The sequence below is a fragment of the Blautia coccoides genome (assembly GCF_034355335.1).
Taxonomy (GTDB): Bacteria; Bacillota; Clostridia; order Lachnospirales; family Lachnospiraceae; genus Blautia; species Blautia producta.
On sequence record NZ_CP136422.1, the window covers coordinates 558,820 to 583,548 of the forward strand.

21 protein-coding genes are annotated in these 24,729 nt (G+C 46.0%); 10 read left to right on the top strand and 11 right to left on the bottom strand.

Annotated elements, in window-relative coordinates:
- Window positions 1-184: 184 nt before the first annotated feature.
- From tnpC (BLCOC_RS02435) to BLCOC_RS02450, 4 genes are all read right to left on the bottom strand, one after another.
- Window positions 185-1,801 (bottom strand): IS66 family transposase, encoded by a 1,617-nt coding sequence (tnpC, locus tag BLCOC_RS02435; protein ID WP_115622596.1) that lies wholly within the window; start codon window positions 1,799-1,801, stop codon window positions 185-187.
- 142 nt (window positions 1,802-1,943) lie between these two features.
- On the bottom strand, window positions 1,944-2,285 hold the full coding sequence (tnpB, locus tag BLCOC_RS02440; protein WP_115622597.1) for an IS66 family insertion sequence element accessory protein TnpB: 342 nt from the start codon (window positions 2,283-2,285) through the stop codon (window positions 1,944-1,946).
- Window positions 2,279-2,689: an IS66 family insertion sequence element accessory protein TnpA gene (tnpA, locus tag BLCOC_RS02445; protein WP_227225493.1), complete on the bottom strand. Its 411-nt coding sequence runs from the start codon at window positions 2,687-2,689 to the stop codon at window positions 2,279-2,281. Before tnpA ends, tnpB (BLCOC_RS02440) begins: the two co-directional genes overlap by 7 nt.
- Window positions 2,690-2,845: 156 nt before the next feature.
- Window positions 2,846-3,454 carry a transposase gene (locus BLCOC_RS02450; protein WP_115624271.1) on the bottom strand — a complete coding sequence of 203 codons (609 nt, stop codon included), beginning with the start codon at window positions 3,452-3,454 and terminating at the stop codon, window positions 2,846-2,848.
- Window positions 3,455-3,634: 180 nt separating this feature from the next.
- On the opposite strand from BLCOC_RS02450, the gene istA reads away from it, so the two are divergent.
- Window positions 3,635-5,173, top strand: coding sequence for an IS21 family transposase (istA, locus tag BLCOC_RS02455; protein ID WP_115623603.1), 1,539 nt, complete (start codon window positions 3,635-3,637; stop codon window positions 5,171-5,173).
- A 6-nt stretch (window positions 5,174-5,179) separates the two neighbouring features.
- Window positions 5,180-5,956, top strand: coding sequence for an IS21-like element helper ATPase IstB (gene istB / locus BLCOC_RS02460; protein ID WP_018598445.1), 777 nt, complete (start codon window positions 5,180-5,182; stop codon window positions 5,954-5,956).
- Window positions 5,957-6,018: 62 nt separating this feature from the next.
- On the opposite strand, the gene BLCOC_RS27710 is transcribed toward istB (BLCOC_RS02460), so the two are convergent.
- The 5 genes from BLCOC_RS27710 to BLCOC_RS02480 form a co-directional block, all read right to left on the bottom strand.
- The gene (locus tag BLCOC_RS27710; RefSeq protein ID WP_115624272.1) at window positions 6,019-6,288 is read right to left on the bottom strand and encodes a helix-turn-helix domain-containing protein; all 270 of its coding nucleotides are present in this window, start codon (window positions 6,286-6,288) and stop codon (window positions 6,019-6,021) included.
- Window positions 6,218-6,766, bottom strand: a complete 549-nt coding sequence (locus tag BLCOC_RS02465; protein ID WP_115624273.1) for a transposase — start codon at window positions 6,764-6,766, stop codon at window positions 6,218-6,220. The genes BLCOC_RS27710 and BLCOC_RS02465 overlap by 71 nt, the downstream gene beginning before the upstream one ends.
- Before the next feature lie 219 nt (window positions 6,767-6,985).
- Window positions 6,986-8,551 carry an IS66 family transposase gene (gene tnpC, locus BLCOC_RS02470; RefSeq protein ID WP_227225656.1) on the bottom strand — a complete coding sequence of 522 codons (1,566 nt, stop codon included), beginning with the start codon at window positions 8,549-8,551 and terminating at the stop codon, window positions 6,986-6,988.
- A gap of 345 nt (window positions 8,552-8,896) precedes the next feature.
- Window positions 8,897-9,259, bottom strand: coding sequence for an IS66 family insertion sequence element accessory protein TnpB (gene tnpB, locus BLCOC_RS02475; protein ID WP_018598447.1), 363 nt, complete (start codon window positions 9,257-9,259; stop codon window positions 8,897-8,899).
- On the bottom strand, window positions 9,249-9,614 hold the full coding sequence (locus BLCOC_RS02480) for a hypothetical protein (RefSeq protein WP_018598448.1): 366 nt from the start codon (window positions 9,612-9,614) through the stop codon (window positions 9,249-9,251). The genes tnpB (BLCOC_RS02475) and BLCOC_RS02480 overlap by 11 nt, the downstream gene beginning before the upstream one ends.
- Before the next feature lie 152 nt (window positions 9,615-9,766).
- On the opposite strand from BLCOC_RS02480, the gene istB (BLCOC_RS02485) reads away from it, so the two are divergent.
- Window positions 9,767-10,480, top strand: a complete 714-nt coding sequence (gene istB / locus BLCOC_RS02485) for an IS21-like element helper ATPase IstB (protein ID WP_242999020.1) — start codon at window positions 9,767-9,769, stop codon at window positions 10,478-10,480.
- A gap of 6 nt (window positions 10,481-10,486) precedes the next feature.
- On the opposite strand, the gene BLCOC_RS02490 is transcribed toward istB (BLCOC_RS02485), so the two are convergent.
- Window positions 10,487-11,317: an ABC transporter ATP-binding protein gene (locus tag BLCOC_RS02490; protein WP_242999021.1), complete on the bottom strand. Its 831-nt coding sequence runs from the start codon at window positions 11,315-11,317 to the stop codon at window positions 10,487-10,489.
- 128 nt (window positions 11,318-11,445) lie between these two features.
- Window positions 11,446-13,047 (bottom strand): DEAD/DEAH box helicase, encoded by a 1,602-nt coding sequence (locus BLCOC_RS02495; protein WP_115624275.1) that lies wholly within the window; start codon window positions 13,045-13,047, stop codon window positions 11,446-11,448.
- A 300-nt stretch (window positions 13,048-13,347) separates the two neighbouring features.
- Here BLCOC_RS02495 and BLCOC_RS02500 point away from each other — a divergent pair, with 300 nt between their 5' ends.
- Genes BLCOC_RS02500 through BLCOC_RS02530 form a run of 7 tightly spaced genes read left to right on the top strand, consistent with a single transcriptional unit; the run spans window position 13,348 to window position 24,401 of the window.
- Window positions 13,348-14,115, top strand: a complete 768-nt coding sequence (locus tag BLCOC_RS02500; RefSeq protein ID WP_115624276.1) for a hypothetical protein — start codon at window positions 13,348-13,350, stop codon at window positions 14,113-14,115.
- 45 nt (window positions 14,116-14,160) lie between these two features.
- Complete coding sequence (locus BLCOC_RS02505; protein WP_115624277.1) at window positions 14,161-15,411, top strand: BREX system ATP-binding domain-containing protein; 1,251 nt, start codon at window positions 14,161-14,163, stop codon at window positions 15,409-15,411.
- The gene (locus tag BLCOC_RS02510; protein WP_227225526.1) at window positions 15,408-16,610 is read left to right on the top strand and encodes a BREX system ATP-binding domain-containing protein; all 1,203 of its coding nucleotides are present in this window, start codon (window positions 15,408-15,410) and stop codon (window positions 16,608-16,610) included. The genes BLCOC_RS02505 and BLCOC_RS02510 overlap by 4 nt, the downstream gene beginning before the upstream one ends.
- Before the next feature lie 3 nt (window positions 16,611-16,613).
- Window positions 16,614-17,642, top strand: a complete 1,029-nt coding sequence (locus BLCOC_RS02515; protein WP_115624278.1) for a Wadjet anti-phage system protein JetD domain-containing protein — start codon at window positions 16,614-16,616, stop codon at window positions 17,640-17,642.
- 5 nt (window positions 17,643-17,647) lie between these two features.
- Window positions 17,648-19,288, top strand: a complete 1,641-nt coding sequence (locus BLCOC_RS02520; protein ID WP_115624279.1) for a hypothetical protein — start codon at window positions 17,648-17,650, stop codon at window positions 19,286-19,288.
- Window positions 19,281-19,967 carry a DUF6063 family protein gene (locus BLCOC_RS02525; protein ID WP_131918365.1) on the top strand — a complete coding sequence of 229 codons (687 nt, stop codon included), beginning with the start codon at window positions 19,281-19,283 and terminating at the stop codon, window positions 19,965-19,967. Before BLCOC_RS02520 ends, BLCOC_RS02525 begins: the two co-directional genes overlap by 8 nt.
- A 3-nt stretch (window positions 19,968-19,970) precedes the next feature.
- On the top strand, window positions 19,971-24,401 hold the full coding sequence (locus BLCOC_RS02530) for a coiled-coil domain-containing protein (RefSeq protein WP_115624281.1): 4,431 nt from the start codon (window positions 19,971-19,973) through the stop codon (window positions 24,399-24,401).
- The last annotated feature ends 328 nt before the right edge of the window (window positions 24,402-24,729 follow it).

The following is a 24,729-nucleotide window of genomic DNA, read 5'->3' on the forward strand; positions in this document are numbered from 1 at the left end:
TGACGAGAAAATAGAATGCAAGGGGGAAAGCCCCTTGCATCAGACTGTAGACAATCATCCTCTTTTTGGAGGCGGTTGTCTATTTTCAGTTTAACCTGCCCTTTCCAGAGTAACCGCCAAATAATAATGCGGTCAGATATAAAATTACCCCAGCCCTTTGCGAGTTGGAGTAATTCACTATAATTCACATGCGATTTTTGATAGATTGGAGTTTTTCACTCCAGGGTGCAAGCTCTGCGAGCTGAGCATCAGTCATCTCCTTCGTTGGACGATGATCCAGTAGAAATTTCAGATATTCGTAAATGTTCAGGGCGTGTGCCTTTGCCATTTCAACCATTGTATAGACTACAGCACTGGCATTGGCTCCTTCTACAGAATCACTGAACAGCCAGTTTTTACGGCCAACTGCAAACGGACGGATCGCGTTCTCGCTGAGATTGTTTGTGAAACTACAGCGACCATCCTCCAGATAGGTCTCCGCTGTTTCCCGCCGGTTAAGGACATAATTCACCGCTTTATCCATGCGGGTATTTCGGACTGGCTTTTGCTGCTCAATCCACGACCAGAAAGCCTCCAGAACAGGTTTTTCCTTCTCGAGACGCAGCTGCTTACGTTTTTCATAATCACCGGGATATTTTTTGTTAATGGAATCTTCTATGGCAAACAGGCGGTTACAGTACTGGACTCCCTGTACTGCTGGCTGGCTGTAATCATACTGTTTCCCTTTGGGAACGGCGTCGATAAAGTACCGGCGGATGTGTGCCCAACAGGAACATCGTTTGATATCCGGCAGGCTGTTGTAGCCCTGGTAACCATCCGTTTCCAGATATCCGTGATAGCCTTCCAGAAACTCCTTTGCATAGCTGCCACTCCTGGTTGGAGAATAGCCATATAAGATAATGGCGGAAAGACCATCTTCGCCGCTGCGGAACAGCCACATGAAGGATTGCGTCTGTGCCCGGCGATCTTCTTCCTTCAATACCTGGACTCTAGTCTCATCTGCCATTGCAAAACTGCGCTTCAGCAGTTCCCTGTGGAAGTAATCATACATTGGCTGAAAGTAATTCCTGGAGCAATAGATAATCCAGTTGGCCAGTGTCGTCCTGCTGAACTGGGCACCATACTGTCTCCAGTCTTTCTCCTGACGGTAAAGGGGAAGTCCATTGGCGTATTTCTGATACATCGTCCATGCAACGGTGGATGCGGTCGCTGGGCCTTTTCCTACCAGGGCCTGCGGAACCTGAGACTTTACGATCACAGGTTTTTCTGTGTCTCCCAATCCTTCCTTACAGCACGGACATCCATAACTCTGGCTGTAGTATTCGATCACTTTACATGTTGCCGGAATGAATTCCAGCTCACGGCGGACATACTCTTCACCGATCAGAACCATCTGCGTACCACAGACCGGGCAGACCTGATCTTCTTCCGGAAGAGGAATGACTACTTTTTCAACCTTCAGGCCTTTAAAAAGATCCTCATGGGTTGATTTCTTCTTGCGGGTATGCTCCCGGATCACAGTCTCTTCTTCCAACAGGGAAAGATCTTGTTCCACTTCCGCTTCATCAAAAAGGTGCTGTTGTCCCGGAATGTCATCGGTCCTTCTTTCGCTGGAAGAACCGAAAAGCTTTTTGGTAAGATAGTCCACCTGTTCCTGAAGGGCTTTTTCATGGCTGGTTTTTTCATCAATAACAAGACGGAGAGATCTGATCAATTCCGTCTGCTCAGAGATCATTGTTTTCAGTTGTGTTATGGTATCCTTCAGCTCTCGCAGCTGGATGTCTTTTGCACTGGAAGCCATCGTTTTCTCCTTGAATTTAACACCTTTATTATACCAGAAACACAGCCATTCCTAAAGGAAAACAAGTACTGAAAAACGCTGAATTTATAAGGAAACCTGACATTTTTCTGTGCAGGATTTTTACCAGGATCCAGATGCTTTTTTACTCTGCTTTGAGTGCTTTTGGCTGGTCGATATCAATTCCTGACATTAGCCAGTCGAACTCCCTCCAGGAAAGATTCCGGACTTCCGACTGCTTCCTTGGCCATTGATACCCGCCCCGGATAGACAACCGTTTATAGACCAGGACAAAACCATCCGGTTCATGGAACAGAGCTTTGATCCTGTCCCGTCTTCTTCCACAGAACAGGAAGAGCGCACTGGATGTCGGATCCATCTTAAGCTGGTCTTCGATAATGGCACAGAGACCATCGATCGATTTGCGCATATCGGTATAGCCGCAGACAATGTAGATTTTTTCGAGGCCGGAGATATCACCTAACATGAGGTCTCCCGGATCAGGCGGAGTGTCCTGGTGAGCAGGGCAGGATCGGCATCATTGCTGATGCGGATTGTTACATTATTCATGGACACTTCAATCGTATGTGAATTGTCAAGGTTCGTTTGGTGCATCTGCGATGCTATATGCTGTTCTGGAAGGTGATCCGAAACAATGTCAATGGGAACCACATCCTGTTTTGAATGCGCGATCCCACAATGACCATAATTCGGTGCCGGGATCTGATCCGCTGCTGCTTTTCTGCAGCGGCTGACCCAGTTATAAAAAGTGCTTACTGCGATATCGTTTTCACGACACCAGTCAGCATCTGTCATGCCGCTTTGGCGGCATTCATTGATAAGCCGGATCTGTTCCGCCATCGGAACACGGGCTTTGCGAGTAGTTGTCATAACCTATCCTCCGTAATTGTAGTGAAATAGTCTAAATATCTTTCATCTACAATTATAGAGGAAACCAGGAAAATAGAAAATCCGCAGGAATATTTGGCGCTTACTTTCCAGATTGAGTATTCCGTGGCTTGAGGGTTCTTCCGCATATTTTGGTATTTATACATTAGGGCGATACATAAGTTTTGCTTCTAATAACTGACGGCTGCATCGTCCATACATTGTACGCTTTACCATTTTTAATTTGTTATTTGTCCCTTCAACAAATCCATTAGATAGAGGGCTTGCAACTGAATTTTCGACTGCTTCAATATCTTTTTCAAGCCCAGCTGCAAAGCGGGATAATTCCTGTATTTCTGATAGTTTATACTTTTCAATGAATAAATAAAGCAGCACCATATTTTTTTGATCGTATATATTTCGAAATTCTCGGATACATATATCTAACTGACGGATTTTAGGATAATGCTCCATAATATAAATGCAATGTGCCTTGCTCAAGTCAGCGTTCATCCAAAGAAAACGAAAAATGCCTGCTCGTGAAATATGGTCATATTGTTGCAGTTTCTTCCGTTTTTGAATAACCTCTGCAGAAGAACTTTTATAAACAGCTACATCAATATGCTCTCGCTTTATGATTTTATTCATATAATCATAAGCAGCCGAATGCTTACCCTTATAACCTTTTTTGAGCAGATGACAATAGACATCTTTTCTGCTCACACCTGCGTTCAGTTCTTTTACGATATCACCATAAAATTGATCCATACCGCTCCTATAATTGAATAATCCGGGGTGAAATCCATCACCTGTCCGGTGTATGGAAATCACCAATCCGTTTAGATGGAAATCGCATTTCCGTTAAAAAGGAAATCGCTTTATCTATAAAAACCTTATAATGAGGTCATGCACCTGTTGGTGTAAATTCATTATAAGGAGGTCACACTTATGACCAAGTACAGAGAAATCATTCGCCTTACCGGCCTAGGATTCTCACAACGCGATATCATGGCTAGCTGTGGTGTCGCACAGAAAACTGTCGTCAAGGTTCAGAAACGTGCCAAAGAATTAAATCTTTCATGGCCGCTTGATGATGCAATGACTGACACAGAGCTTCAAAGGCTCATGTTCTCCAAGGAGAACAAGGTATCACCTAACAAGCGTATACCTGACTACGCTTACATCCACAAGGAACTGCTCCGCAACGGAGTCAGCAAAAAGCTTCTGTGGACAGAATACATGGAGGACTGCCGTGCCAACGGTGAGGAACCGCTCATGTATTCCCAGTTCTGCTATCACATCCAGCAAGATGAGCAGAAACGGCGTGCTACCATGCATATCAACCGCAAACCCGGCGAACAGGTTGAAGTAGACTGGGCAGGAGCTTCTGCAACAGTCATCGACCCGGATACCGGCGAAATTATCAAAGCTTACATATTTGTTGGCGTAATGACCTACAGTCAGTATGCATATGTGGAAGCATTTCTGGATATGAAGCAGAAATCATGGATTAATGCTCATGTCCATATGTACGAATATTTTGGCGGTGTCGCCAGAATCCTCGTACCGGATAACTGTAAAACAGCAGTTGTTCACAATGGTGGATTTAAAGACCAGCAGATCAATGAAACCTATCAGGAAATGGCCGAACACTATGGCACCGCTATTATTCCGGCGCGTGTCAGGGCACCCAAGGACAAGCCGAATGCTGAGGGAACGGTAGGAAACATATCTACCTGGATCACAGCAGCACTTCGGGATGAACAGTTCTTCTCCCTTGCCGAATTAAACCGGGCAATCAGAGATAAGCTAGAACTGTTCAACCAAAGGCTCTTTCAGAAGAAAGAGGGTAGTCGGCGAAGCTTATTTCTTGGGGAAGAAAAACCATTGCTGGCACCATTACCTGCTACCCGTTTTGAACTGAGTGACTGGAAAACAGCCACCGTCCAGTTCAATTATCACATATCTGTAGACGGAATGCTATACTCCGTTCCGTATGAATACATCAAAAAGAAAGTTGATGTGAAGGTAACAGATACCACTATTGAAATTTTCTACAACCATAACCGCATTGCTTCCCATCGGCGTCTGAAAGGGCGCTCTGGGCAATACAGCACAATTACAGAGCATATGCCAGAAGACCACCAGAAATATCTGGAGTGGAACGGTGACCGCTTTCGTAAGTGGGCTGAGCGGATTGGTATAAATACGTACACTGCAGTTAATGCGATATTAACCTCCAAAGGTGTGGAACAACAGACCTATCGGAGCTGCATGGGGCTTCTAAAGCTTGCTGAGAAATACTCAGATGCATTGCTTGAAACTGCCTGTAAAAAGGCATTATCCTATACAGCATCGCCAAGTTACAAGAGTATTAAAAACATCCTTGTAATAGGTTCTGTTAAACAAGAATCAGAAGCATCTGAATCCAAGAACACACAGAAAGCACACGGCATCACAAGAGGTGCCGACTACTATCGGAGGTAAACGCATATGACTAATCAGAGTACAATAGATAAACTAATTGAAATGCGCCTGACTGCAATGGCAGACGCATTCCGCAGCCAGCTGGATGATCCAAAATTTAAGGAGATTTCTTTCGAGGATCAATTCGGAATGCTGATAGATATCGAATACAGCAGCCGCAAAAGCAATCGTCTCAGAAGATTGATTAAGAATGCCGGATTCGATCAGCCGGAAGCAAATATTATGGATATCAACTACACTTCCGGGCGCAAGCTGAACAAGGAAATGATTCACAGACTTGCCACTTGCGAATATATATCTGAACACCGGAATCTATTTATTACCGGAGCTACAGGCTGTGGTAAAACCTACATGGCCTGTGCCTTTGGCATGGAGGCCTGTAAGCAGTATTATAACACCAGATATATCCGCCTTCCGGATCTGCTCATAGATCTGGAAATAGCACGGACGGATGGTAATTATAAAAAAGTCATGGCAAAATATGCTAACCCCGTCGTTCTGATTCTGGACGAATGGCTTTTACTCAAGCCAACAGATACAGAACAAAGGGATATCTTCGAATTGCTCCATCGGAGGCGTAAGAAATCATCCACGATTTTCTGTTCTCAGTATGGCTTCGAAGAATGGTATGACCAGCTTGGTGGCGATGCAAGTCCACTTGCTGATGCAATCATTGATCGCATTGCTCATGACAGCTACCGAATCAACATCACAAGCATCGATACAGCTCATGACATCTCCATGCGAGAGGTATATGGACTGGACAAAACATTACGCGAGTAATCTCGCATAAGATGATTTCCACTTTCCGGACATCTGATTTCCAGATTTCCGGAAGTGCGATTTCACCGCACAAGAATATTCATATAATCTCTTTTGCATAGGGATTCATAGTCGCCATTAAGATACTTGGTGACTGTATTACGGCCACAATGCAAAATTTTAGCGATTTCTCTTTTGCTGTATCCGGCAGCGGCGTATTCTCGAATGCTGTTATATAGTTGTACACTTTTAGGATTATATTCTATTGAATTATCCACAGCATCAGGCATTTTTTTTACCACTCTCCACGAGAGACTCCGAAACTGCTGCTTCTGCATAAGATGAAGCAGCATCTTTGGGAATTTTTATGTCCACTGGCACTGTTGAATTTATTACATTCTTTACTGCTTCAAGAAGATTCTGATGCAAGTGGAATCGGTCTGCAATCTGCATACAATCCGGCAAAATTTCTTCCACTGCCTTTGCATATGCAGATGCACGGTCACGAGTCACTGTTGTTACCTGCTTATTCTGAGTCAGCCATGCTTTTAGGGCAGATCCATCCCGTCCTTCCAGAACAGCAACAGGAATATGGGAATTTTCATCAACAATAATCGTTCCATAAGTATGCCGTTTTTTAAAAGCAAAATCATCCACACCAACATGGCTTCCACATGGTATATGGGATTGCGTCTGGTATCTTTTCAAAAGCATACGGATCACCGTGTCACCACTAATCTTAACATTCATGGCCTGCATAATACGAGCACTTGCTTCACAACTGGTTTCATGAGCAAGTATTGTAACGAAATCTATAAGCCGCTCTGTCATTCGTAAACGCCAAATGTCAAGGTACTTACTATTTTGCGTTTACTCCGGAAATGACAGGACTGTTGGCCCATCAAGCCAATCCTCTGAGACTATTCATGACGAAAGCTATGCCCTGGTCCGTGGGGCTTCTTATTACGGAGGTGGCAGCAATGAAAAATGTAAACGCAAAATAGTAAGTACCTTGACATTTTTAGCCGGCTGCTTTACAGCCACCTATATTTAAGCTTTACGGATTTCTGCTGGAAGTTTTTCTGACCATGGAAGAAGCTCTTCTATGAATGAACAATCGGTGTCATCCATGTGTTGTGGAATCTCTTCTAAGAGATACTGTACATAATCAAAGGGCTTCAGATTGTTGGCTTTTGCTGTTTCTACGATACTATAAATGATTGCGGAAGCCTTGGCTCCATTAATTGTATCTATCATCTGCCAATTTTTCTTCCCGATACAAAAGCCCCGGATTGCCCTTTCGGATGCATTATTATCTATTGGAACATCTCCATCTGTGAGAAATACCCGAAGATATTTTTCCTGGTTCAGAGCATAACCGACGGCATCTCCAAATTTATCCTTTCTGGATACCTTTATGTTTTTCAGGTACGCAAAAAACGCATCCACAAGTGGTTTTATAACCGCTTGCCGCTGCTTAAGCCGTTCATCAGAAGAAAGGGAATTCAACTTCCCTTCTTCCCGGTAGATTGCCTGGATCTGTTTCATCAGCAGAAACGCCCCGGATTCCTTTTGATGCGATTTGTTGATCAGTTTCAAAGCTTCATCAAATCTGCGGCGGCAATGAACCCAGCAGCCGGCAATCGTCAGTTCTTCCAACTCCTTTTCTAAAGTATGGTAGACCTGATATCCATCTGTCACACAGATGCCATCATACCCTTTCAGGAATTCCCGTGGATGAGATGCATTTCTCGTCTGTTGATATTCATATAAGACAATCTGGCGGTTGTGATATAGATGTCCGGAACGATATACCCACATCCAGCTTTTGGAACCTGCTTTCCGTCCATCATGGTTTACAAGCACCGGTGTTTCATCTGCCTGTATCACATGATAGGAATACAATTCTTCATGAAGATGATCATAAAGAACCGACAAATATTCTTCTCCGAGACGGATGCACCAGTTTGCCATATGCTGCCTTGTGATCTGAAGACCATAGCGCCGGAATTCCTGTTCTAACCGATAGAGTGGTACTGCATTCACATACTTACCGTTGATGATCGCAGCTGCCAAAGATGGGGATACCAGATTTCCATGCAGCAGAGACTTTGGATGGTCTGCTTTGACCATATGTTCATCTGTTTTGCTGGCATATACACCAATGTGATGTTCTTCCACTTCCACCTTTGCCGGCACGAAATGATATTTTCTGGAGATCGCATCCGGTAATTGTTTCCAGCCCTTCTCACCGAATTCTTCTTCCAATTCGGTCTCGGACAGATAGTGGTCGATCCGCCTGATCGGAAGTCCGGAAAGATCCGCTTCTTTCTTTCCTTTGCGTTTTGACTGCTTTGGAGATCTGAGTTCCAGATCTTCCGGTTCTGATACACTAAGATCAGATACAGCTTCGGCTTCGTTAAAAAATACGATGCTTCCATCCACTTCGCGAAAACTGATCTGATTGGTATCATCCATCTTTTCAGAAGGTCTGCCAAAACGATTTTGTTTACCAAGGATTACCTGTTCCATCAGAAGCTGCATTTTTTCATTCGATGCATGAAGTTCCTTTGTTAAGGCTTCCAACTGTTCCTGCTGTTGTAAAAGCAGATGGATAAGAAACGACTTATCAACTGTATTTCATTGTTCTTCCGTATACTTAACTGCCATAACCGAACCTCACTTTCCTGAGTGGTATTATAGCAGAAACGGCAGATTTTCGCCATTTTTAATTTCTGTCACCTTCGTCATTTTGACGGTGGATAACAGTCATGAATACCTGAAAAGAAACGCTGAAAATCCAGATATTTATGACTGTTATCCACAATCCGAAAAGTTTTTGAGTCCTGTAAATATAAAAACTCACAAGAAACTTTTAGAATGTGAATAACTTTAAATTTTATATTGCACAGAATAAATCGACATGAATAAAAATGATTTTATTTTCGCTGTTTTGCACAATCACATGGAAAACACCGGCTCCGGAACTTCTTCAATCGGACTCCTGGCAATGATTTCCAAGCCCTGCATCAACATTTGATACTGGTCTGCGGTAATCTCCAGCGCTTCGTCTTTTGTGCGCGGCCATCGAAAGTTACCGTTTTCAATCCTCTTGTACAGAAGGAGGAACCCATCGCCTTCCCAGAGGAGTCCTTTTATCCGGTCAGTACGCTTGCCACAAAACAAGAATAATGTATGTTTATCATAAGGATCGAGATGAAACTGGAAACGTATGATTCTGGCAAGACCATCAATTCCTCTGCGAAGATCCGTAAAACCAGTGGCTATGTATACTTTTTTGAATCCTGTACCATCATTGAGCATCCATCATCACTCCCAAAAGTGTATGAAGAAAGGAAGCAGATACCTGGTCTGTGATTTCCAATGTGAGGTGGTTTCTACCTCTGATCATAGCAACGGTTTTATGATTCGGTGCTATATTTTCTGACTGGATTGCAGAAGAAGGAACTTCTATAAAATCTGGTGTGTTGTCAGCAGCTGCCAGAAAAGCTTCCCGAACTTTTCGGAGTCTCCAGTAATAACTCGCTTTCGTAATGTCGTGCAGCTGGCACCATTCATCGATTTTCATACCCTGTGGACGATTTTGGCAATCTTTGACCAGTTCGGCCCATTCACGCAAACGAGTTTGCTGTGCAACTAAACTTGCATGAGATTTCATAACTCACCTCCTGTAGTCTGGTCAAAAAAGTTGAGTACTAAACTTTTTTGACTTTATAGTGATGAGTCTATTATCTCACATATGATGAATTTGAAAAGGTACTTACTATTTGGCGTTTACTGAAAAATGATACGTTAAAAAAGTTAAAGTCTATGAGGCTGCCTGCCTTCGCGGAAGCTTATGAAAAACAGATCGACCAGGAAGCTGAATACGGCTCCATCTCCTTCCATGAACGTCTCATGCTGTTGGTTGATGCGGAATATGATTCCCGGCATAATAACAATATCAAAAGATTGATCAAGAACGCGAAGCTCTCTGACTCATCTGCATTTCTTGGAAACATTGATTATCTGCCGGACCGGCACCTGAACCGTGATCTTCTGGAAAGCCTGGCTGATAATGACTACATTCGCCAAGGGCTGAATGTCATTCTGATCGGGGCTACAGGTTCCGGCAAAAGCTTTATTGCTAATGCACTGGGAGTCAACGCCTGCCAATCCGGATATAAGACCAGATATATCCGTCTGGTGGAACTGTTCAGTGAACTGGAAGCGGCGAGGATACAGGGAAAATATCATCAAGTGATGAAGCAGCTTCAAAAGCTTCCACTTGTGATTCTTGATGAATTCCTTTTGATCCCTGCCTCCGATCAGGAGCAAAGGGATCTGTTGGAACTGATGGAATACCGCTGTGGCCAGGCCTCCACCATCTTCTGTTCCCAGTTCATGCCGGAAGGCTGGCATGAAAGATTGGGAGGCAGTGCCCTTGCCGATTCCATCCTTGACCGTATTATACCATCTGCCTATACCATGCAGATTGACGGGGATGTTTCTATGCGGCAAAGGAAAAGGGCGATCAAAAACTAAATCATTCTACTGGGAGCCACGACAAAGGTCATGGCTCCCGTCATTGGACGGCTGGCTCTCGACAACGGATCCTGTGGCTCTATTCCAGGAGATTTGGTGGCTCCGCCACCGCAGAATATTCAAATGGCTCACTACAAAATTTTGAATGTATTCATTTGCAGGATTATTGTATATTTCCAGAGGGGTGTCCAGCTGTTCAATGGTTCCGCTGCTCATTACCATGATCCTGTCAGACAGAAAAAAGGCTTCCTGCTGGTCATGGGTTATGTATATCATGGTAGAATGGAATTTTTTCTGTATGTCCTTCAGTTCCCGCTTCATGATCTCTTTATTTTCAACGTCCAGTGCACTGATGGGTTCGTCCAGTAAAACAATGGATGGGTTTAAGGCCAGGGTCCGGGCAATCGCCACTCTTTGCTGCTGGCCTCCGGAGAGGTGGTGGGGTCTTTTCTTTAACTGGTCGCTCATGCCTATCATTTCCAGAGTACTTTTGGCCCGCTGTGTGGCGTCTGCTTTTGTTTCCGGCCTGATCTTAAGGGCATATTCTACATTTTCCAATACGGTCATGTTTGGGAAAAGCGCATAATTTTGGAAGATGATGCCCATGCCCCTTTCAGCGGCAGGGAGCCTGCTGATGTCTTTTCCATCTAAAAGTATTTCGCCGGCTGTCTGGGATTCCAGTCCGATCAGTATTCTTAACAGCGTGGTTTTTCCGCAGCCGCTGGGACCCAGTACGCTGAGAAATTCGCCTTCCTTTACTGCAAAGGAAAGGGATTTTAAGATTTTTTCTCCGTCGTACTCTTTTTCCAGGTTCTTTACAATTAATTTGTCTGCCATGTGATTCCTCCTGATATGTGAAATAGGGAGTTTGTCCGTGACTGTATGGGAACCGGGTGTCAGGTATTGTTAAAGTCTGTGTCAGGAGGTTATCCGTATTTCTGTGAATTTCGTTTCCAGTATAACATTTAATCCTGATTTGCGCTACTGTTGTTGCGCGGTGATTTGCTAAAATTTATAGAATGGTATTTCTGCAATGCGATTAATTTCATGCAAATCCAATAATTCTGGTCTCTGACCGACTCTGCGGCGTTTATTCTGGACGTAATATCCTGCACATCCATCAGCCAGTCAGGGCGCAGCATACCAAGGGAAAGGCATCGGCGGCATTCATTTACGACCGTCTGTGGCTTTCCTTGTTTTTTCAGGCTTTCCAGGACCAGACATGTGAGTTCTTCATAGACAGGGTGGCAGAACTGGCCGGATGCGGAGTCATAGGAAAGAAAAAAGGATACAGCGCTGCCCAGCTGTGATCTTTCCATGTAATCAGGCCGTTCGCTGGAATGTTGGACGTAGAGATAGTAAAGTCCTGCAATGGAGCTGCCTTCGGTATTGCGCAGGATACGCCCAAGGCGCTGGATGCGCTGGCGTTCTGCCGAGGAGGAAGAAAGGACGATCCCTATATTGGCAGAAGGGATATCAAAGCCTTCATCCAGGGCCCTGCAGGTGACAAGGATACGGGTTTCACCGATGCGGTAACGATCCAGCGCGGCTTTTGCTGTCTCTGGGTCCATTTGGGAGTGGTAGCGGTCGGCCTGGCCGGGGTATTTTTGATCCAGCTCTGTATACAGCAGGTCTGCCTGGGCAATCCGTTCGCCGAATATGAGGATCCTGGAATCTGGTGCAGCTTCCTCGACCAGACGGAGTGCACACTGGATCCTGGAGGTGGCATTATAGATAATGGACTTCCGCTGATAGAGCAGAGACAGCACAGACTGCGCCATACGCGCTGGTTCCGGACAGCGGGAAGCGTGGGACAGTCGTTTCAGGGCGTGGAAAAACTGTGATCCCTCCAGTTTTTTCAGGCATGGAGAATGATCCAGAAGTCTCTGGACAGAAAGGTTTAAACGGTCGCTTAATTCTTCATATTCGCTGCTCTCTTCCGGCGTAAAGCGAAGGGAAATATGAAAGCAGGCAAATGGGCGGATGTTTTTTTGGGCAGCAGCATCCTCGAAGGTATATCTGTATATTTCGGGACCAAGGGAAGGAACCAGGCAGCTTTCGTAGTCCATTGTCTGCGGCGTGGCAGACAGACCCAGGGAATAGAAGTTCTTTTTCTCTTTTCCGAGGTGAGGGAGAAATTCAAAAATCCGCCGGTTTTCCGGGCTGGCATAATGATGGCATTCATCGGCGATCAGCAGGACAGCATATCCATTGTGTATATCCTGCAGGATGTGGCGGGACAGGGAGTAACGGGCAGAATTGACCACATAGATCATGTAAGGACGGTTGGGAGAGTCTTTATGGGTACCATAATAAAAACCGATATCCCTTCTGGGAATGCCGGCAAGCTTCTGCATGGCCTTGCTCCACTGGGAGGTGAGGAAGGTCTGGGGTACTATGATCTTTACGCGGAGGGGGAGAGGGGAAGTATGGCTGAGCCGCTCCATGCCGGACAGGGCCATGACGGTTTTTCCCGCTCCGGTCACCACGTTTACGATTCCCCGGCCTTGATGGCTGAACCATGCTTGCAGGCACTCTTCCTGCCATGGATATAACTGCAGCTTCATCTGGTGTCTGCTCCTTCCTTTTGGATAAGTATTTTATTTCAGTATCTTAATGAAATGAGTATAGCACTATAACATTCATGCGTCAAAAGATGCGGGGTGTGCTGCTTACAGTAAGGCGGTTGTCTTATGAAGTGACCGATAACTTGTCAGCGTGTGAAAAACTATAGAGGAAGTGACAAATACAAAATGAAATTTAGATATTTGGAGATATTTCTTTTTTTAGATGGACAAAGAAAACATTGAAAAACCTGCTGTAATTCAGTATACTCAATATAAAACAGGAAAGAAGGTCTATGCAAAATGGATTACGAAGAGTTATATATAAAATATCAGGCACTTTCAAAGGATTTAAAAGACAAAACATCTTTGGTACAGCGCCTGCAGAAGTCCGTGAATAAGGAAATAGAGACCGGTGATCTGAAAAGCTTTGATAAGGATATGGAACTCCTTCAGGAAGCCTGCAAAGAGCAGTTGAAAATTCTGGAGGCAGTAAAGGCACTGGCTGCAGAATTTGACCGCAGGGCCTATTTTGAGGGCGGGGATTTTGCAGAGCAGATGCTGGCTTACTGCGCGGATAACGGCGTGGATGTAAAAGGGGAATTCCCGGTCTATGAGATGTTTCCTTACAGAGTACGTTTTGACATGGAAAATCTGGATATCTATATGGACCGGAAAAAGGTGCAGTGTATGCGCCCACTGAGTTTTGTGCAGAGGATCAAGACCGGACAGGACAAGCTTATGAAAGCGTCTTTCAATGCAGCCACATTTGTCAATGAACTGGCAGAGGCATATGATCTGGCTGTCCTGAAGCAGGGAAAGCGGCCGGAGGCAGATCTGTATCTCACCAGACTGTATAAGTTCCTGGCGCCTATGGGCAGATTCCGCAGGGATTATGACCAGCAGAGTTATGCCTTTGACCTTGCAAGACTGTATTCCTCTGATGTGGAGGAGACCAGGGACGGAAGACGGTTCCAGTTTGGCCCCAGTAAGAACATTAACCAGGCTATCAGGATCCTGGATCAGGACGGACAGGAACAATATTTGGCGACGATCCGTTTCTTTAAATAACAGCGGCAGTTCAGGAATTGGCGGACAGAAGTACAGAGGAGGATCATGGTGGAGGAATATAGCATGGAGGATTTCGGGAGAGATACCCGGGAAGAGACACCATATATGCAGCTTACAGAATGTATGGCGCCGGATGACGGCAGTATGCTTGAGGAACTGTCAGCAGGAGTTTCTTTTCTGACAGATTTCTGGCAGGAGAAGTACCTGCAGGAATATATTACGGAAGGCGGAAGCAAGATCAAGTTCGTCAGCGGCCGGAAGGGCAGCGGCAAATCACATTTGCTGAAGTTGACCGCGCACCTGGCAGAGCAGGAAAACTATGTGACTGCGACATTTTCCGCAAAGGATATCTGGATACATGATTTCAGGGAAATTTATGTTGAGGTGCTCAGGCAGAGTGACCTTCTGGCGTGTCTTGAGCGGTGCAGTTATAAGATCATAGAAAACTGCGGATTTGACTACAGGGAGGTTCCGGAGGATATGACATTTATGGATTACCTCTCCAGGGAGAATATGGCGGATGCCATCACCAGAAGGGAAATCCGGCTGCAGCTCAAAAGCATGTTCCTGGAAAACCCTCTGATCGACAATAATTTTGCTCTGGCCTGCAGTCTTTTGACAGGAGGGATACTGGGACATCCCCTTTTGGAGGAACAGAATAAGGAACTGCTCCTGGGCTGGCTCGCAGGAGACAGGAGTGTGAAGATAACATCCCTTCGCTCTCTCGGCCTGTCCCCGGCACGGATCACCAGGGTAAATGCAAGACATATGCTTCGTTCCCTGGCTCAGGTCATTCACATGGCAGGTTATTCGGGACTTTTGGTCACTGTGGATGATATGGAGATCCTTTTGAGCAGATCCAGCCTGGAACCGCTCCATTATACCAAGCTGAAACGTGAAGATACTTACGAGAGCATCCGCCAGTTGATCGATGATATTGATACTCTGAAGAATATTATGTTTATTTTTGCCTTTGACCGGGAACTGCTGGATAACGACAAAGCAGGGATCAAGTCTTATCAGGCTCTTTGGATGCGGATACAGAGCGAAATTGTCAGCCAAAGATTTAACCGTTTTACAGATATTGTGGATATGGACAGACTGGCAGCGCAGGAATATACAGAGGCAGTTGCAGAGGATATGTGGGAAAAGCTGGCAAGGTGTGCAGACAGAGGCGGCATCCGGGCAGCAGCAGTTGACAGGGAGAAGATAAAAGAAATCCTGATCCAGTCAAAAGTGGGCGCCATAGGAATCCCCGGTCTGATAAACAGGGCTGTGCTGGGAGGTGAGGAATGATGTTTGATATGGAAGCGCGTCACGTGATAGAAGCTTTGCGCTCGGGGATCCCTTCCAGGGCAGTGGGACAGTATTTTTCTGAGGCACGGCCTAAGATCATGAAGGAAATATCCCAGGAAATGGACAGGGTATGTGAGACCGGAAAATCTTCCGGCAAAATAATCGCAGGAAAATACGGAGAGGGAAAGACCCATCTGCTGAACACAGTCTTCAATCTGGCCCATTCCAACAATATGGTAGTTTCCTATCTGTCACTGAGTAAGGAGGCACCCTTTGACAAGCTTTATCTCCTGTACCAGAAGCTGGTGAACAATACATATCTGCCAAAACGTCTGCAGCCGGGATTTATTCAGGAGCTGGAAAAGATGACGCCCAACAGCCCTCTTGCCAGTGAAATGCAGCTCTATGGGGGAAAGGAACTGGAGACGGATAAGTTATATTACCTTCTCAAGTCTTATCTGAATACAGAGGACCAGGATGAAAAATTTCTGCTGCAGGCAGATCTGGAGGGGGATTTTATTACGAATGCGTCCCTGCGCCAGATTTACCGGAGGATTTTTCAGCAGAGAGTAAAATATAATGTAAACTTCAGCAAGACGAAGCATGCAATGGATTATTTTGACTTTTTAAGCCATTTGTTTGTGAAAATGGGGTATAATGGCTGGGTGATCCTTTTTGATGAGACGGAACTGATCGGACGGCTGGGTAAAAAGACAAGATTAAAAGCCTACAGAAATATGGGTGAGTTTCTGCTTCCGGGGAGCCGTCTGGAATCCACATATACCATGTTTGCGCTGGGAGCCTCTTACGTGGAGGATGTGGTTGAGGCCAAGCATGAATTTGATACCCTGGCTGAGACCTTTCCTGAGGATATGGAGCCTATGAAGACGGTGCTGGGGCTGATCACCGATGCGGAACAGCTTCAGCCGCTGACAAAGGACGAGATTCATGAGATCCTGCAGAAACTCCAGGAGTTTCACGGAAGGGCTTATGGATGGGAGCCTCAGGTGTCAGTGGAAGAACTGGCAAAGGCAACGCAGACGGGGGGATACCTTCTGCGGACAAAAATCAGGGCAGCGATCGAATTCCTGGACCAGATGTATCAGTACGGACAGGCCGGGGAAGCGGTGATCGGTGAGATGGAGACAGAGAGTTTTGAGGAGGAGATTCCTGTTCTGGCGGAAGAGGAAATTGTGTAGGGAATGAAACGACCGGACTTGGAAAGGATCAAAAAAAACAGATTCGGATATGAGGAAATATTACAGCTTTCCCCGGATCTGTCATACGAAGAGCTCCATGGAGTATTGGAAGAATTATGTGAACAAGGTGTCATAGCACCGATCAGAAAATCGGGAAAAACATCTTTTGTTCCCCAGGTATACCGTGAATACCGCAAGGTAGCAGAAAAACGGGATTACAGTTATCTCCTTCCGGAAATACGCAGTCTTCATCCAACCCTTGCCATTGACCGGTATCTGAAGGAGCCCGGGGAATTTGAGGAGTCCAGGGACTATGTCCTGCAGCTTAGCCGGCTCCTCTGGCAGGAGGATGAGCGCCTGGGCCGGTGGATGTCTGTGAAAGAGAAATCATATGCCATCTGGGGGGACGAGAAGTTTTTAGAGAGCAGGCAGGGAAAGGCCATTCTGGCTTTCCATCGCCTGGATGAAGAGAAACTACGCTATTATCATGCACCGGAACCCTTTTTCTGCCGTGTTTTTCAGCCCGGGGAAAAAGGGGATGTGTTGGTCCTGGAGAATAAGGACTCCTGGTATTCTATTGGCAGAGCGCTGAGAGAACACCAGGAAAAACGTATTTTCGGAATCTCTGTTGGGCTTTTAGTCTATGGAGAAGGAAATAAGATCACAAGGGAGCAGGAAGGCTTATCTGCATTTCTGGAGGAGATGGGATGCAGAAGCACAGGGCAGAGGATTTATTATGCAGGAGACATTGACCGGGCTGGGGTCGGGATTTTTTACGATGCGAAAAAACAGAATCCGGATTTGTCCATGGAACCATGTCTTCCGCTTTATCATTTTATGGTGCAGCGCGCCCTGGAGGAAAAGCGGGTTCTGGAAAAATGCAGGGATAAAAGGGAAATCGGCTGGAAAAGGGAATTCCTGGAGTATTTTCCGCTGCCATACCGCAGTTTTGTACAGCAGGTGTTGGAGGAGAACAGAAGGATCCCCCAGGAAATTTTAAATTATCAGGATTACAGGAATATGTGCAGGTGACAGTCATGCTGGAATTTTTAGAAGGATTTGAAAAACGGATGGGATTTGCCGCGGTGGTGGATTCGATCGTGAACCGCAAAAACAAAAACAGTGAGATAGAGGATTGGTTTGGGGGAGAAGAACTGGATAATGTGTTCTTCTCTCTTTTAGTATATATCATGGAACGGACGCTGAATGAAAACGATGATTGTACCATTGAGAAAATGGCCGGTTTTTTAGATGATACGCTTCCCGCATATGGGAAAGATTTTTCTTTTGACCAGATACTCCGGCTTACAGAATATATGGTGAGGGACATTCTGCAGAACAAGGGCACAGCCAGGACTTATGCTGTCATGCATTACGATAAGGGTATGGTACAGCATCGGGTTCGGCTGATCGAGGATAAGATGACTGATGAGGGGAAAATAGTCTATCAGCTCACGGATCAGGGATATGATTTTTTATTCAGGACAAAGGAGATTGACAGGGAGCTTGACTTTAAGCTGGAACAGTTAAAGTTGAAAGAGCTGCTGAAACGGAAAAATTACAAGCATGCCCTGAAACAGAGCCGTGAGCTGATCAGCATGCTGCGGCAGAAAAAGAGGGAAATCCAGTCTTTTGTGGACCGCATCCGGGAGAACATCCACACCATTGACAGGGGAGAGCATGAGGAGCTTCTGAAGCAGACCTATCATTTGATCGACGAGGAATATGAGGGAATGCTGGAACTGAAACGGGCTGTGGAGAAGGATGAAGAGCGGATCCGGGGTGAGATGGAGACAGGCACTGTCCCTGATGCCGCTATGGTGCAGGCAATGGAGAATCTGTCTATGATCAGGCGGAACCTTCAGATTGTGATCAGTGAGCAGAGGAACCTGATCGCCGGCCGGTTCCGCATGAATGACATTTACGAGGAGACAATACGGAACAGTTTCTACAATTCCATGATCCGCAGGTATGATTTTCAGAAGGAAATACTGGAGCCGTTTACAGGGGCTGAAGGAGAGCAGGTGCAGAGATTATGGGATTTGTTCCGTCCTCTTTCCGGACCAAGGTTTGAGAAGCGGCTGAATCTGGGGCTGCTTTACCAGAGGCAGGGGAAACTCCGGGATACAGAGGAGGAGGAGACAACTCTGGAGGATGAATTACTGGAAGAAGATCTGCGCATAGAACGGCAGAGAATGCTGGATGCCATGTATGAGCGTCTGATCGAGCGCATTTTTAAATACGCGGCGGACAGCGGAGGAAGTTATACTTTTTCCCGGTTATATGAACATATTCGGGAAGTTTCCCCCAGATTCGAGCGATATACCCGGGAAAACAGGATTTTTCTTGTTATGCTGAAGCTTTATGAGCATCAGTGTATCAATGTGGAAGAGTGGAAAAACAGAACGGACCGGGGTGTTTCCGGCTCCAACGGGGAATTTGACCTTGCCTGCTGTATGTACCGGATGGAAATGGAACATCCCGATTTTTTCGGTGTGGAGGAGCTGCATTTTGAAAAGACCGGAGAAAAGTTCAGGGCAGTTCTGGAGGAGGAACATACGGACAGGGAGGGGATTGCGGAACTGGTCCAAAGGACCGTAATGATGGATGACCTGAAGGTGTGTGTCAAGCTGCACCGGGGAGAAGAGGCAGAAAGCGGGGATGGAGAGAATGCTTAAAAATGCACTGGCAATCTACAGAAGATTAATGGAAAAGGGTGAGCTGGATGCAAAAACAGACAGTGAGCTATATATGGATCTGAAAAATGAAGAGGTGCGTCAGATCCTGGAGCAGTTTGAAGAAGAGCTGGATTTCCGGCTCCTGGACACGGGGACAAAGGTTTATCTGATCCCCAATATGGACAATGATGTGATGGGATATACCATGAAGGACTTCCGCACCAGGATCTCTGCTGATGCCAGGATGGCAGATGCGTATCTGCAGAGCTATATCTGTATATTGATCTTTTATCTCTTTTACGGGGGAAAGAATACAAATCCCATACAGAGGGAATTTATCCAGACGAAAGATTTGCTTGAGGAGCTGGACCGGAGGATGAAAGGTTATCTGGAAAATGAGGATGCTGCCATGGAAGCAGAAGAGGTATATGGAGTGAACTTCCTACGGATATCCCAGCTCTGGGATAATAAACAGATCGGGGACAGCGCGGCCAGAAAGTCAAAAATAGGGACCATAAAACGTGCTTACGCCCAGCTTGAGGAGGAACGCCTCATCCGTATTCTGGAGGATGGAAGGCAGATCCGCAGGACAAAGCGTATGGACGATCTGTTCCTCTATTATTATCTGGATGAGGAACGGGTACAGGAGATCCACGGAATATTTGCGCAAGGAGAATAGAAGATGCCTAAGATTAACAGAATCCGAATTATAAATTTTTCCTACAACAATGATACCAGAGAAATCCCGGATGAGACTTTCCGGTTTTATGACGGGGAAAATGCGCTTCTGAATCTGTCAAACGGGGGAGGAAAGACCGTGCTGATCCAGTTGTTTATGCAGCCTATCCTGCCCGACTTAAAACTGCAGAAGCGGAAAATGACCGACTATTTCAGGAGAAACAGCGCCCCTGCATATGTTCTCATAGAATGGCTTCTGGACAACCCTTCTGTGAAGGATTATCTGATGATGGGAATTGCCATTGCGCCTGGGAATTCTGCAAATATGGAGGAGAGCAACAAGATCCATTACTTTACGTTTGCCAGCCATTATCAGAGAGCCTGTGAATTTGATCTGCAGGCTGTGCCTTTTGTCAGAATGGATGGGGAGCGGCAGGTGCTCCTGCCTTTTGAGCGGGCAAGGGAAAGTGTGAAGAAGGTGGTGGGAAGCCATCGGGAGATGTTTTACTTCGGAAGAGAGGATGTGGGCGAGTACAGGAAACTTCTGGGGCAGTTCGGCATTTCCCAGGAAGAATGGAAAAATATCATTGCCCGTATGAACAATGATGAGGGCGGGATCACACAGTTCTTTGATAAATGCGGCACATCAGACAGCGTGCTGAATGAATGGATCATTAAAAACATAGAAAAATCCCAGCTTGCGGGGCAGACGGAGGATACAGGGATCCAGGAACTGCTCGCAGGCCTGGTGTCGGATACCATAAAAAACCAGGAGTACATCCGGGCGCAGAAGATCATACAGGAATACCTGGAGGAACAAAAGGCTCTGGAAACAGACATGGATGAATTGTGCAGAGCGCTTGACACCAGGACGCAGATACAGAACAAGCTGAACGGAATGTATCAGGCTCTTGGCATTCGGGCAAGGAATGCGGGCGCTGACAGGGAGGAAGTGAATTTCCGGCAGGAAGAACTGTTTGCGGAACTGCGGCATATTGATCAGGAGGAAGCGTCTGAAACGTACAGACAGTCCCAGGAGGATTTTCTGGAGGCGTCGGAACAGGTGCGGATACTGCAGGCAGAGGGAGAGAGCCTGCGGGAACAGTTGGCCCGGTGCCGTAGGGAGAAGAACTGCCAGGAGGGCGCAGGGATCATGGAGGAGATCCGGAGACTCCGGGGAAAAATCTCTGCCCTGAAACAGGAAATGGAGCGGGAACAGGGAGACAAAAGTCTGGAAAAAAGGCTGAAGGATCTGGCCTATTCCCTGAAACTGCAGAGCAAACAGCGTCAGCGTGCCCTTGAAACAGAAGCGAAGGATCTGCAGAAAGAGATAGATGAACTCAGCGCTTTGTGCGGAGAACTGAGGGAAAAGGAAGATGCGGACAAGGCAAAGTGGGGGAATCTGAAAGTAAAAGCCGGGGCGCTTAGAAGCAGGGTGCAGCAGTTTGAAAAGGAGCAGGAACGTGTCTTTGAAAGACTGGGCTTTGCCCTGACAAGAAATGTTCTGGAACAGTTGGATACCCAGGAGACAGAGAAGTATAAAAAGCTGTTGGAGAAGAATGTGAAGGAGAGCGGCAAAAAGTTCTGTCAGTGCACAGAACAGGAGGCCGGGATCAGGGAGCAGAGAATAGAACTGGCGCAGAAGGTGACAGAACAGAGCCGCAGCCTGTATGATCTGGAACAGGAACTGGCAGAAGTCCGTCGCGAGCAGTCTGTTTTCCTGGATGGGAAGGCACAGTGTGAGGCCTATTTGGATAAGTATGGTGTGGAGAAATCACTTTTGTATGAACCGGAAGCCCTCAGGCGTATTTTTGAAGAAAAGATGGACCTGCAGAAAGCATGGACATATCAGGCGAGAAGCGAACACCGGCAGATAGGAGATATGATTTCCGGAATCAGGAACCACTGTGTCTATCTGCCTGAAACACTTCTTGCGGCAGTGCAGGAACAGGATATCAGTTTTCAGACCGGGGAGGCCTATCTGCAGAATCTGCCGGAGGAGAACCGAAAACAGCAGCTTTTGAGAAATCCCATGCTGCCTTTTGGATTGATCCTGGAGAAGAAAGATTTAGGTAAGCTGGATCATATTTCTTTCGGGGAGTGTTATTTGAGGCAGATCATACCAGTGTTTACCTATGAACAGCTTGGGAATGAACTGGTACAGGAAAAGCAGAGGGTGATCCTGGGGGAGCAGGCAGAGTTTATTGCGGTTTATGAAGAACAGATCTTCTCAGATGTACAGAGAGAGGAGTATCTGCAGCGCCTGGAAATGCAGAGGGAAGATTTGGAAAAGCTCATGAAAAACAGGGGGGAAGAGGAACAGCAGTTATATCAGGCAAAGATCAGGCTGGAAAGCTTTCATTATAAAAAAGGTACAAAAGAGGAATTTGAAAAACAGATCCTGCAGGGGAAACAGAAACTGGCAAAGATGACAACGGAAAAGGAGCGCCTGGACATAAAAGCAACCAGTTTGGAAGAAGAACAGGAACGTCTGGCAGAGATGCTGCCAAAGTTTAGGGAAATGCTGGCTGATGCGAAGGAAAAAGCAGAGTGCTATGAGAAATTTCTGGAAGCGGATGTACAGTATCAGATTGATTTTAAGGCGTATACTGTCACCATGGAAGAACTGCAAAAGCTGGATAAAAGCGCAGTAGAATGTAAGAGACAGCTGGAAGCATGCAGGGAAAAAGAAAATCAGCTGCGGGAGCAGTGTATACGGATGGAAAATCTATGTAGGCGGGCAAAAGAGACTGTGGCAGTTTATGCGGAGGCAGAAGAGGCGGAGGTTCTGGACGAAGCATTTGAGAAGATGGAGCAGGAATACAGGACACTGACGGAAGAACGGGAGAAAAACCAGGCAGCCCTGCAAAGAGAAATGGAAGAAGCCAGAAGAGAGCTTGGCCGTCAGGAGGAAAAGACGGAAGAGCTGGAAGTTTCCAGGGAGGAATATGAACAGCTTGCATACCGCCCGGAACGGGAAAGGGAGCTGAAAAAGGATATCAGGGAACTGGAAGCAAAAAAGGAGGAGAGTGACAAAAATTATCGTGAAACCGGAATCCGGGCTGCAAAAATAGAGACAGACAGGAATCATGCAAAAAGCAGACTAAAGGAACTTGGACTGGAGCAGCCGCTTGACGATGCAGAGATATGCCAGGATTATGAGCGGAGGAGAAAAAATCTCAGGTTTGAATCAGATAAACTCAGAGAGAGGGCAGAGGAATTAAAGCGTCTGAGGGAAGACTGTGAAAGCCTGCAGAAAAGGATCCGTGATGTGGTTCCGGCAGCAGCGGGAACGGATGTACATCTGAAGCTGGAAGAGGATATGGAGAAGCAGTTCCTGGACATGAAGGAGGAATACAGGCAGGCGCGGAGATCAGCAGAGCAGAAAAAGAGGAATTGCAGCAAGAGGTATTTGGATATAAGGGACCGGTACAGAGGTAAAAATCAATGTGTGGAGGATATTCTGGAATCGCTGTCTTCCATGCCGCTGGAGGATGTGGATCTTTCCTATGATACCATTTATTTTTATCTGGAAGAGTTCATGCTCAAGCGTGAAAACCTGGAAAAGCTTCTGGATTATTACAGTACACAGCTGGAGACGATCAGCCGCACCAGGAACCAGATCGTAGATCAGTGCGTCAGCTACGGAACCGGAATTTATGAGGAGATCAAAGCCATTGTGTCAAAATCCAGGATCCGTCTCAGCCAGAAAAGCAGGCCGGTCCAGATGCTGAAAATCGACGTGCCCAGGGAACTGGACAACAAAGTACGGGAACGGATGGATGAATATATAAACAGATGTCTGGAGATCATGGTCTCTTTGAATAAAAAAGAAGATGCATCCGGAAATGAGAAGAAGATACGGGAGAAGCTCTCTGCTCTCACATCCGGCAGAGAGCTGTTGAACCAGGTGACGGGAACGAATAAAATACCTGTTTTTGTCTATAAGATCGACTTGAATGAAAAGAACAGCGGCCTGAAACGCTGGGAGGATGCCATGGATCAGAATTCGGGAGGTGAAAAGTTTGTGGTATTTTTCACTCTGGTATCAACTCTCATATCTTATGTCAGGGAAGTTACCAGAAGAAATGCCGGAGGAGATGCCATGCTGGAGTCCAAGGTGCTGATAATGGATAATCCTTTTGCAAAGACATCTTCTGAACACCTCTTAAAAGCAGTGATGGATATTGCAAAAACCTTCAAAATACAGCTGATCTGCCTGTCAGATCTGAGCCAGAGTTCTATTACCAACCGATTCAGTCTGTTCTACCAGCTCAGCATTAGGAAACGCATGTACAGCCAGAAAGAAGTTGTGAAGACAGGGCCTGTACAGATAAACCAGCCGGGGATTTCTGAAAATGAGAGACTGGAACATATGGAATTGTATGAGACGGGGAAACAGGGAGAGCTGTGGGAGCTGATGGGAGAGCTGTGACGGCGTTGCTGAACCAGGCATGTTATTAATTATGTGATGTTAAGAAGTTAAAATGAAAAAGTCCTGCTGTGGAAGGCTGCTTAAAAGTTTCCGCAGCAGGGCTTTTGTTTTGGCAGAAATAGAGCGATTGCCGGAATAATGTAAAATATAGATATAAAGATGGGTATAAAACAAAAAATTGTGCGGTTTGTATGGATAGTATATAATCATGTTTTTTACAATTTGGGATGAAAAAAGCCTCGTCAAACGTCCATAAAATGAGCAGGCAGTCTGTATAGCGGGAGTATTTGTCTGGCTGCTTATTGTTTTTTATCCACCGTTTTCTCAC

Coding starts and splice junctions, on each gene's coding strand:
- tnpC (WP_115622596.1), bottom strand. CDS start 1,801: ATGGCTTCCAGTGCAAAAGACATCCAGCTGCGAGAGCTGAAGGATACC.
- tnpB (WP_115622597.1), bottom strand. CDS start 2,285: ATGTTAGGTGATATCTCCGGCCTCGAAAAAATCTACATTGTCTGCGGC.
- tnpA (WP_227225493.1), bottom strand. CDS start 2,689: ATGACAACTACTCGCAAAGCCCGTGTTCCGATGGCGGAACAGATCCGG.
- BLCOC_RS02450 (WP_115624271.1), bottom strand. CDS start 3,454: ATGGATCAATTTTATGGTGATATCGTAAAAGAACTGAACGCAGGTGTG.
- istA (WP_115623603.1), top strand. CDS start 3,635: ATGACCAAGTACAGAGAAATCATTCGCCTTACCGGCCTAGGATTCTCA.
- istB (WP_018598445.1), top strand. CDS start 5,180: ATGACTAATCAGAGTACAATAGATAAACTAATTGAAATGCGCCTGACT.
- BLCOC_RS27710 (WP_115624272.1), bottom strand. CDS start 6,288: ATGCTGCTTCATCTTATGCAGAAGCAGCAGTTTCGGAGTCTCTCGTGG.
- BLCOC_RS02465 (WP_115624273.1), bottom strand. CDS start 6,766: ATGACAGAGCGGCTTATAGATTTCGTTACAATACTTGCTCATGAAACC.
- tnpB (WP_018598447.1), bottom strand. CDS start 9,259: ATGCTCAATGATGGTACAGGATTCAAAAAAGTATACATAGCCACTGGT.
- BLCOC_RS02480 (WP_018598448.1), bottom strand. CDS start 9,614: ATGAAATCTCATGCAAGTTTAGTTGCACAGCAAACTCGTTTGCGTGAA.
- istB (WP_242999020.1), top strand. CDS start 9,767: ATGAGGCTGCCTGCCTTCGCGGAAGCTTATGAAAAACAGATCGACCAG.
- BLCOC_RS02490 (WP_242999021.1), bottom strand. CDS start 11,317: ATGGCAGACAAATTAATTGTAAAGAACCTGGAAAAAGAGTACGACGGA.
- BLCOC_RS02495 (WP_115624275.1), bottom strand. CDS start 13,047: ATGAAGCTGCAGTTATATCCATGGCAGGAAGAGTGCCTGCAAGCATGG.
- BLCOC_RS02500 (WP_115624276.1), top strand. CDS start 13,348: ATGGATTACGAAGAGTTATATATAAAATATCAGGCACTTTCAAAGGAT.
- BLCOC_RS02505 (WP_115624277.1), top strand. CDS start 14,161: ATGGTGGAGGAATATAGCATGGAGGATTTCGGGAGAGATACCCGGGAA.
- BLCOC_RS02510 (WP_227225526.1), top strand. CDS start 15,408: ATGATGTTTGATATGGAAGCGCGTCACGTGATAGAAGCTTTGCGCTCG.
- BLCOC_RS02515 (WP_115624278.1), top strand. CDS start 16,614: ATGAAACGACCGGACTTGGAAAGGATCAAAAAAAACAGATTCGGATAT.
- BLCOC_RS02520 (WP_115624279.1), top strand. CDS start 17,648: ATGCTGGAATTTTTAGAAGGATTTGAAAAACGGATGGGATTTGCCGCG.
- BLCOC_RS02525 (WP_131918365.1), top strand. CDS start 19,281: ATGCTTAAAAATGCACTGGCAATCTACAGAAGATTAATGGAAAAGGGT.
- BLCOC_RS02530 (WP_115624281.1), top strand. CDS start 19,971: ATGCCTAAGATTAACAGAATCCGAATTATAAATTTTTCCTACAACAAT.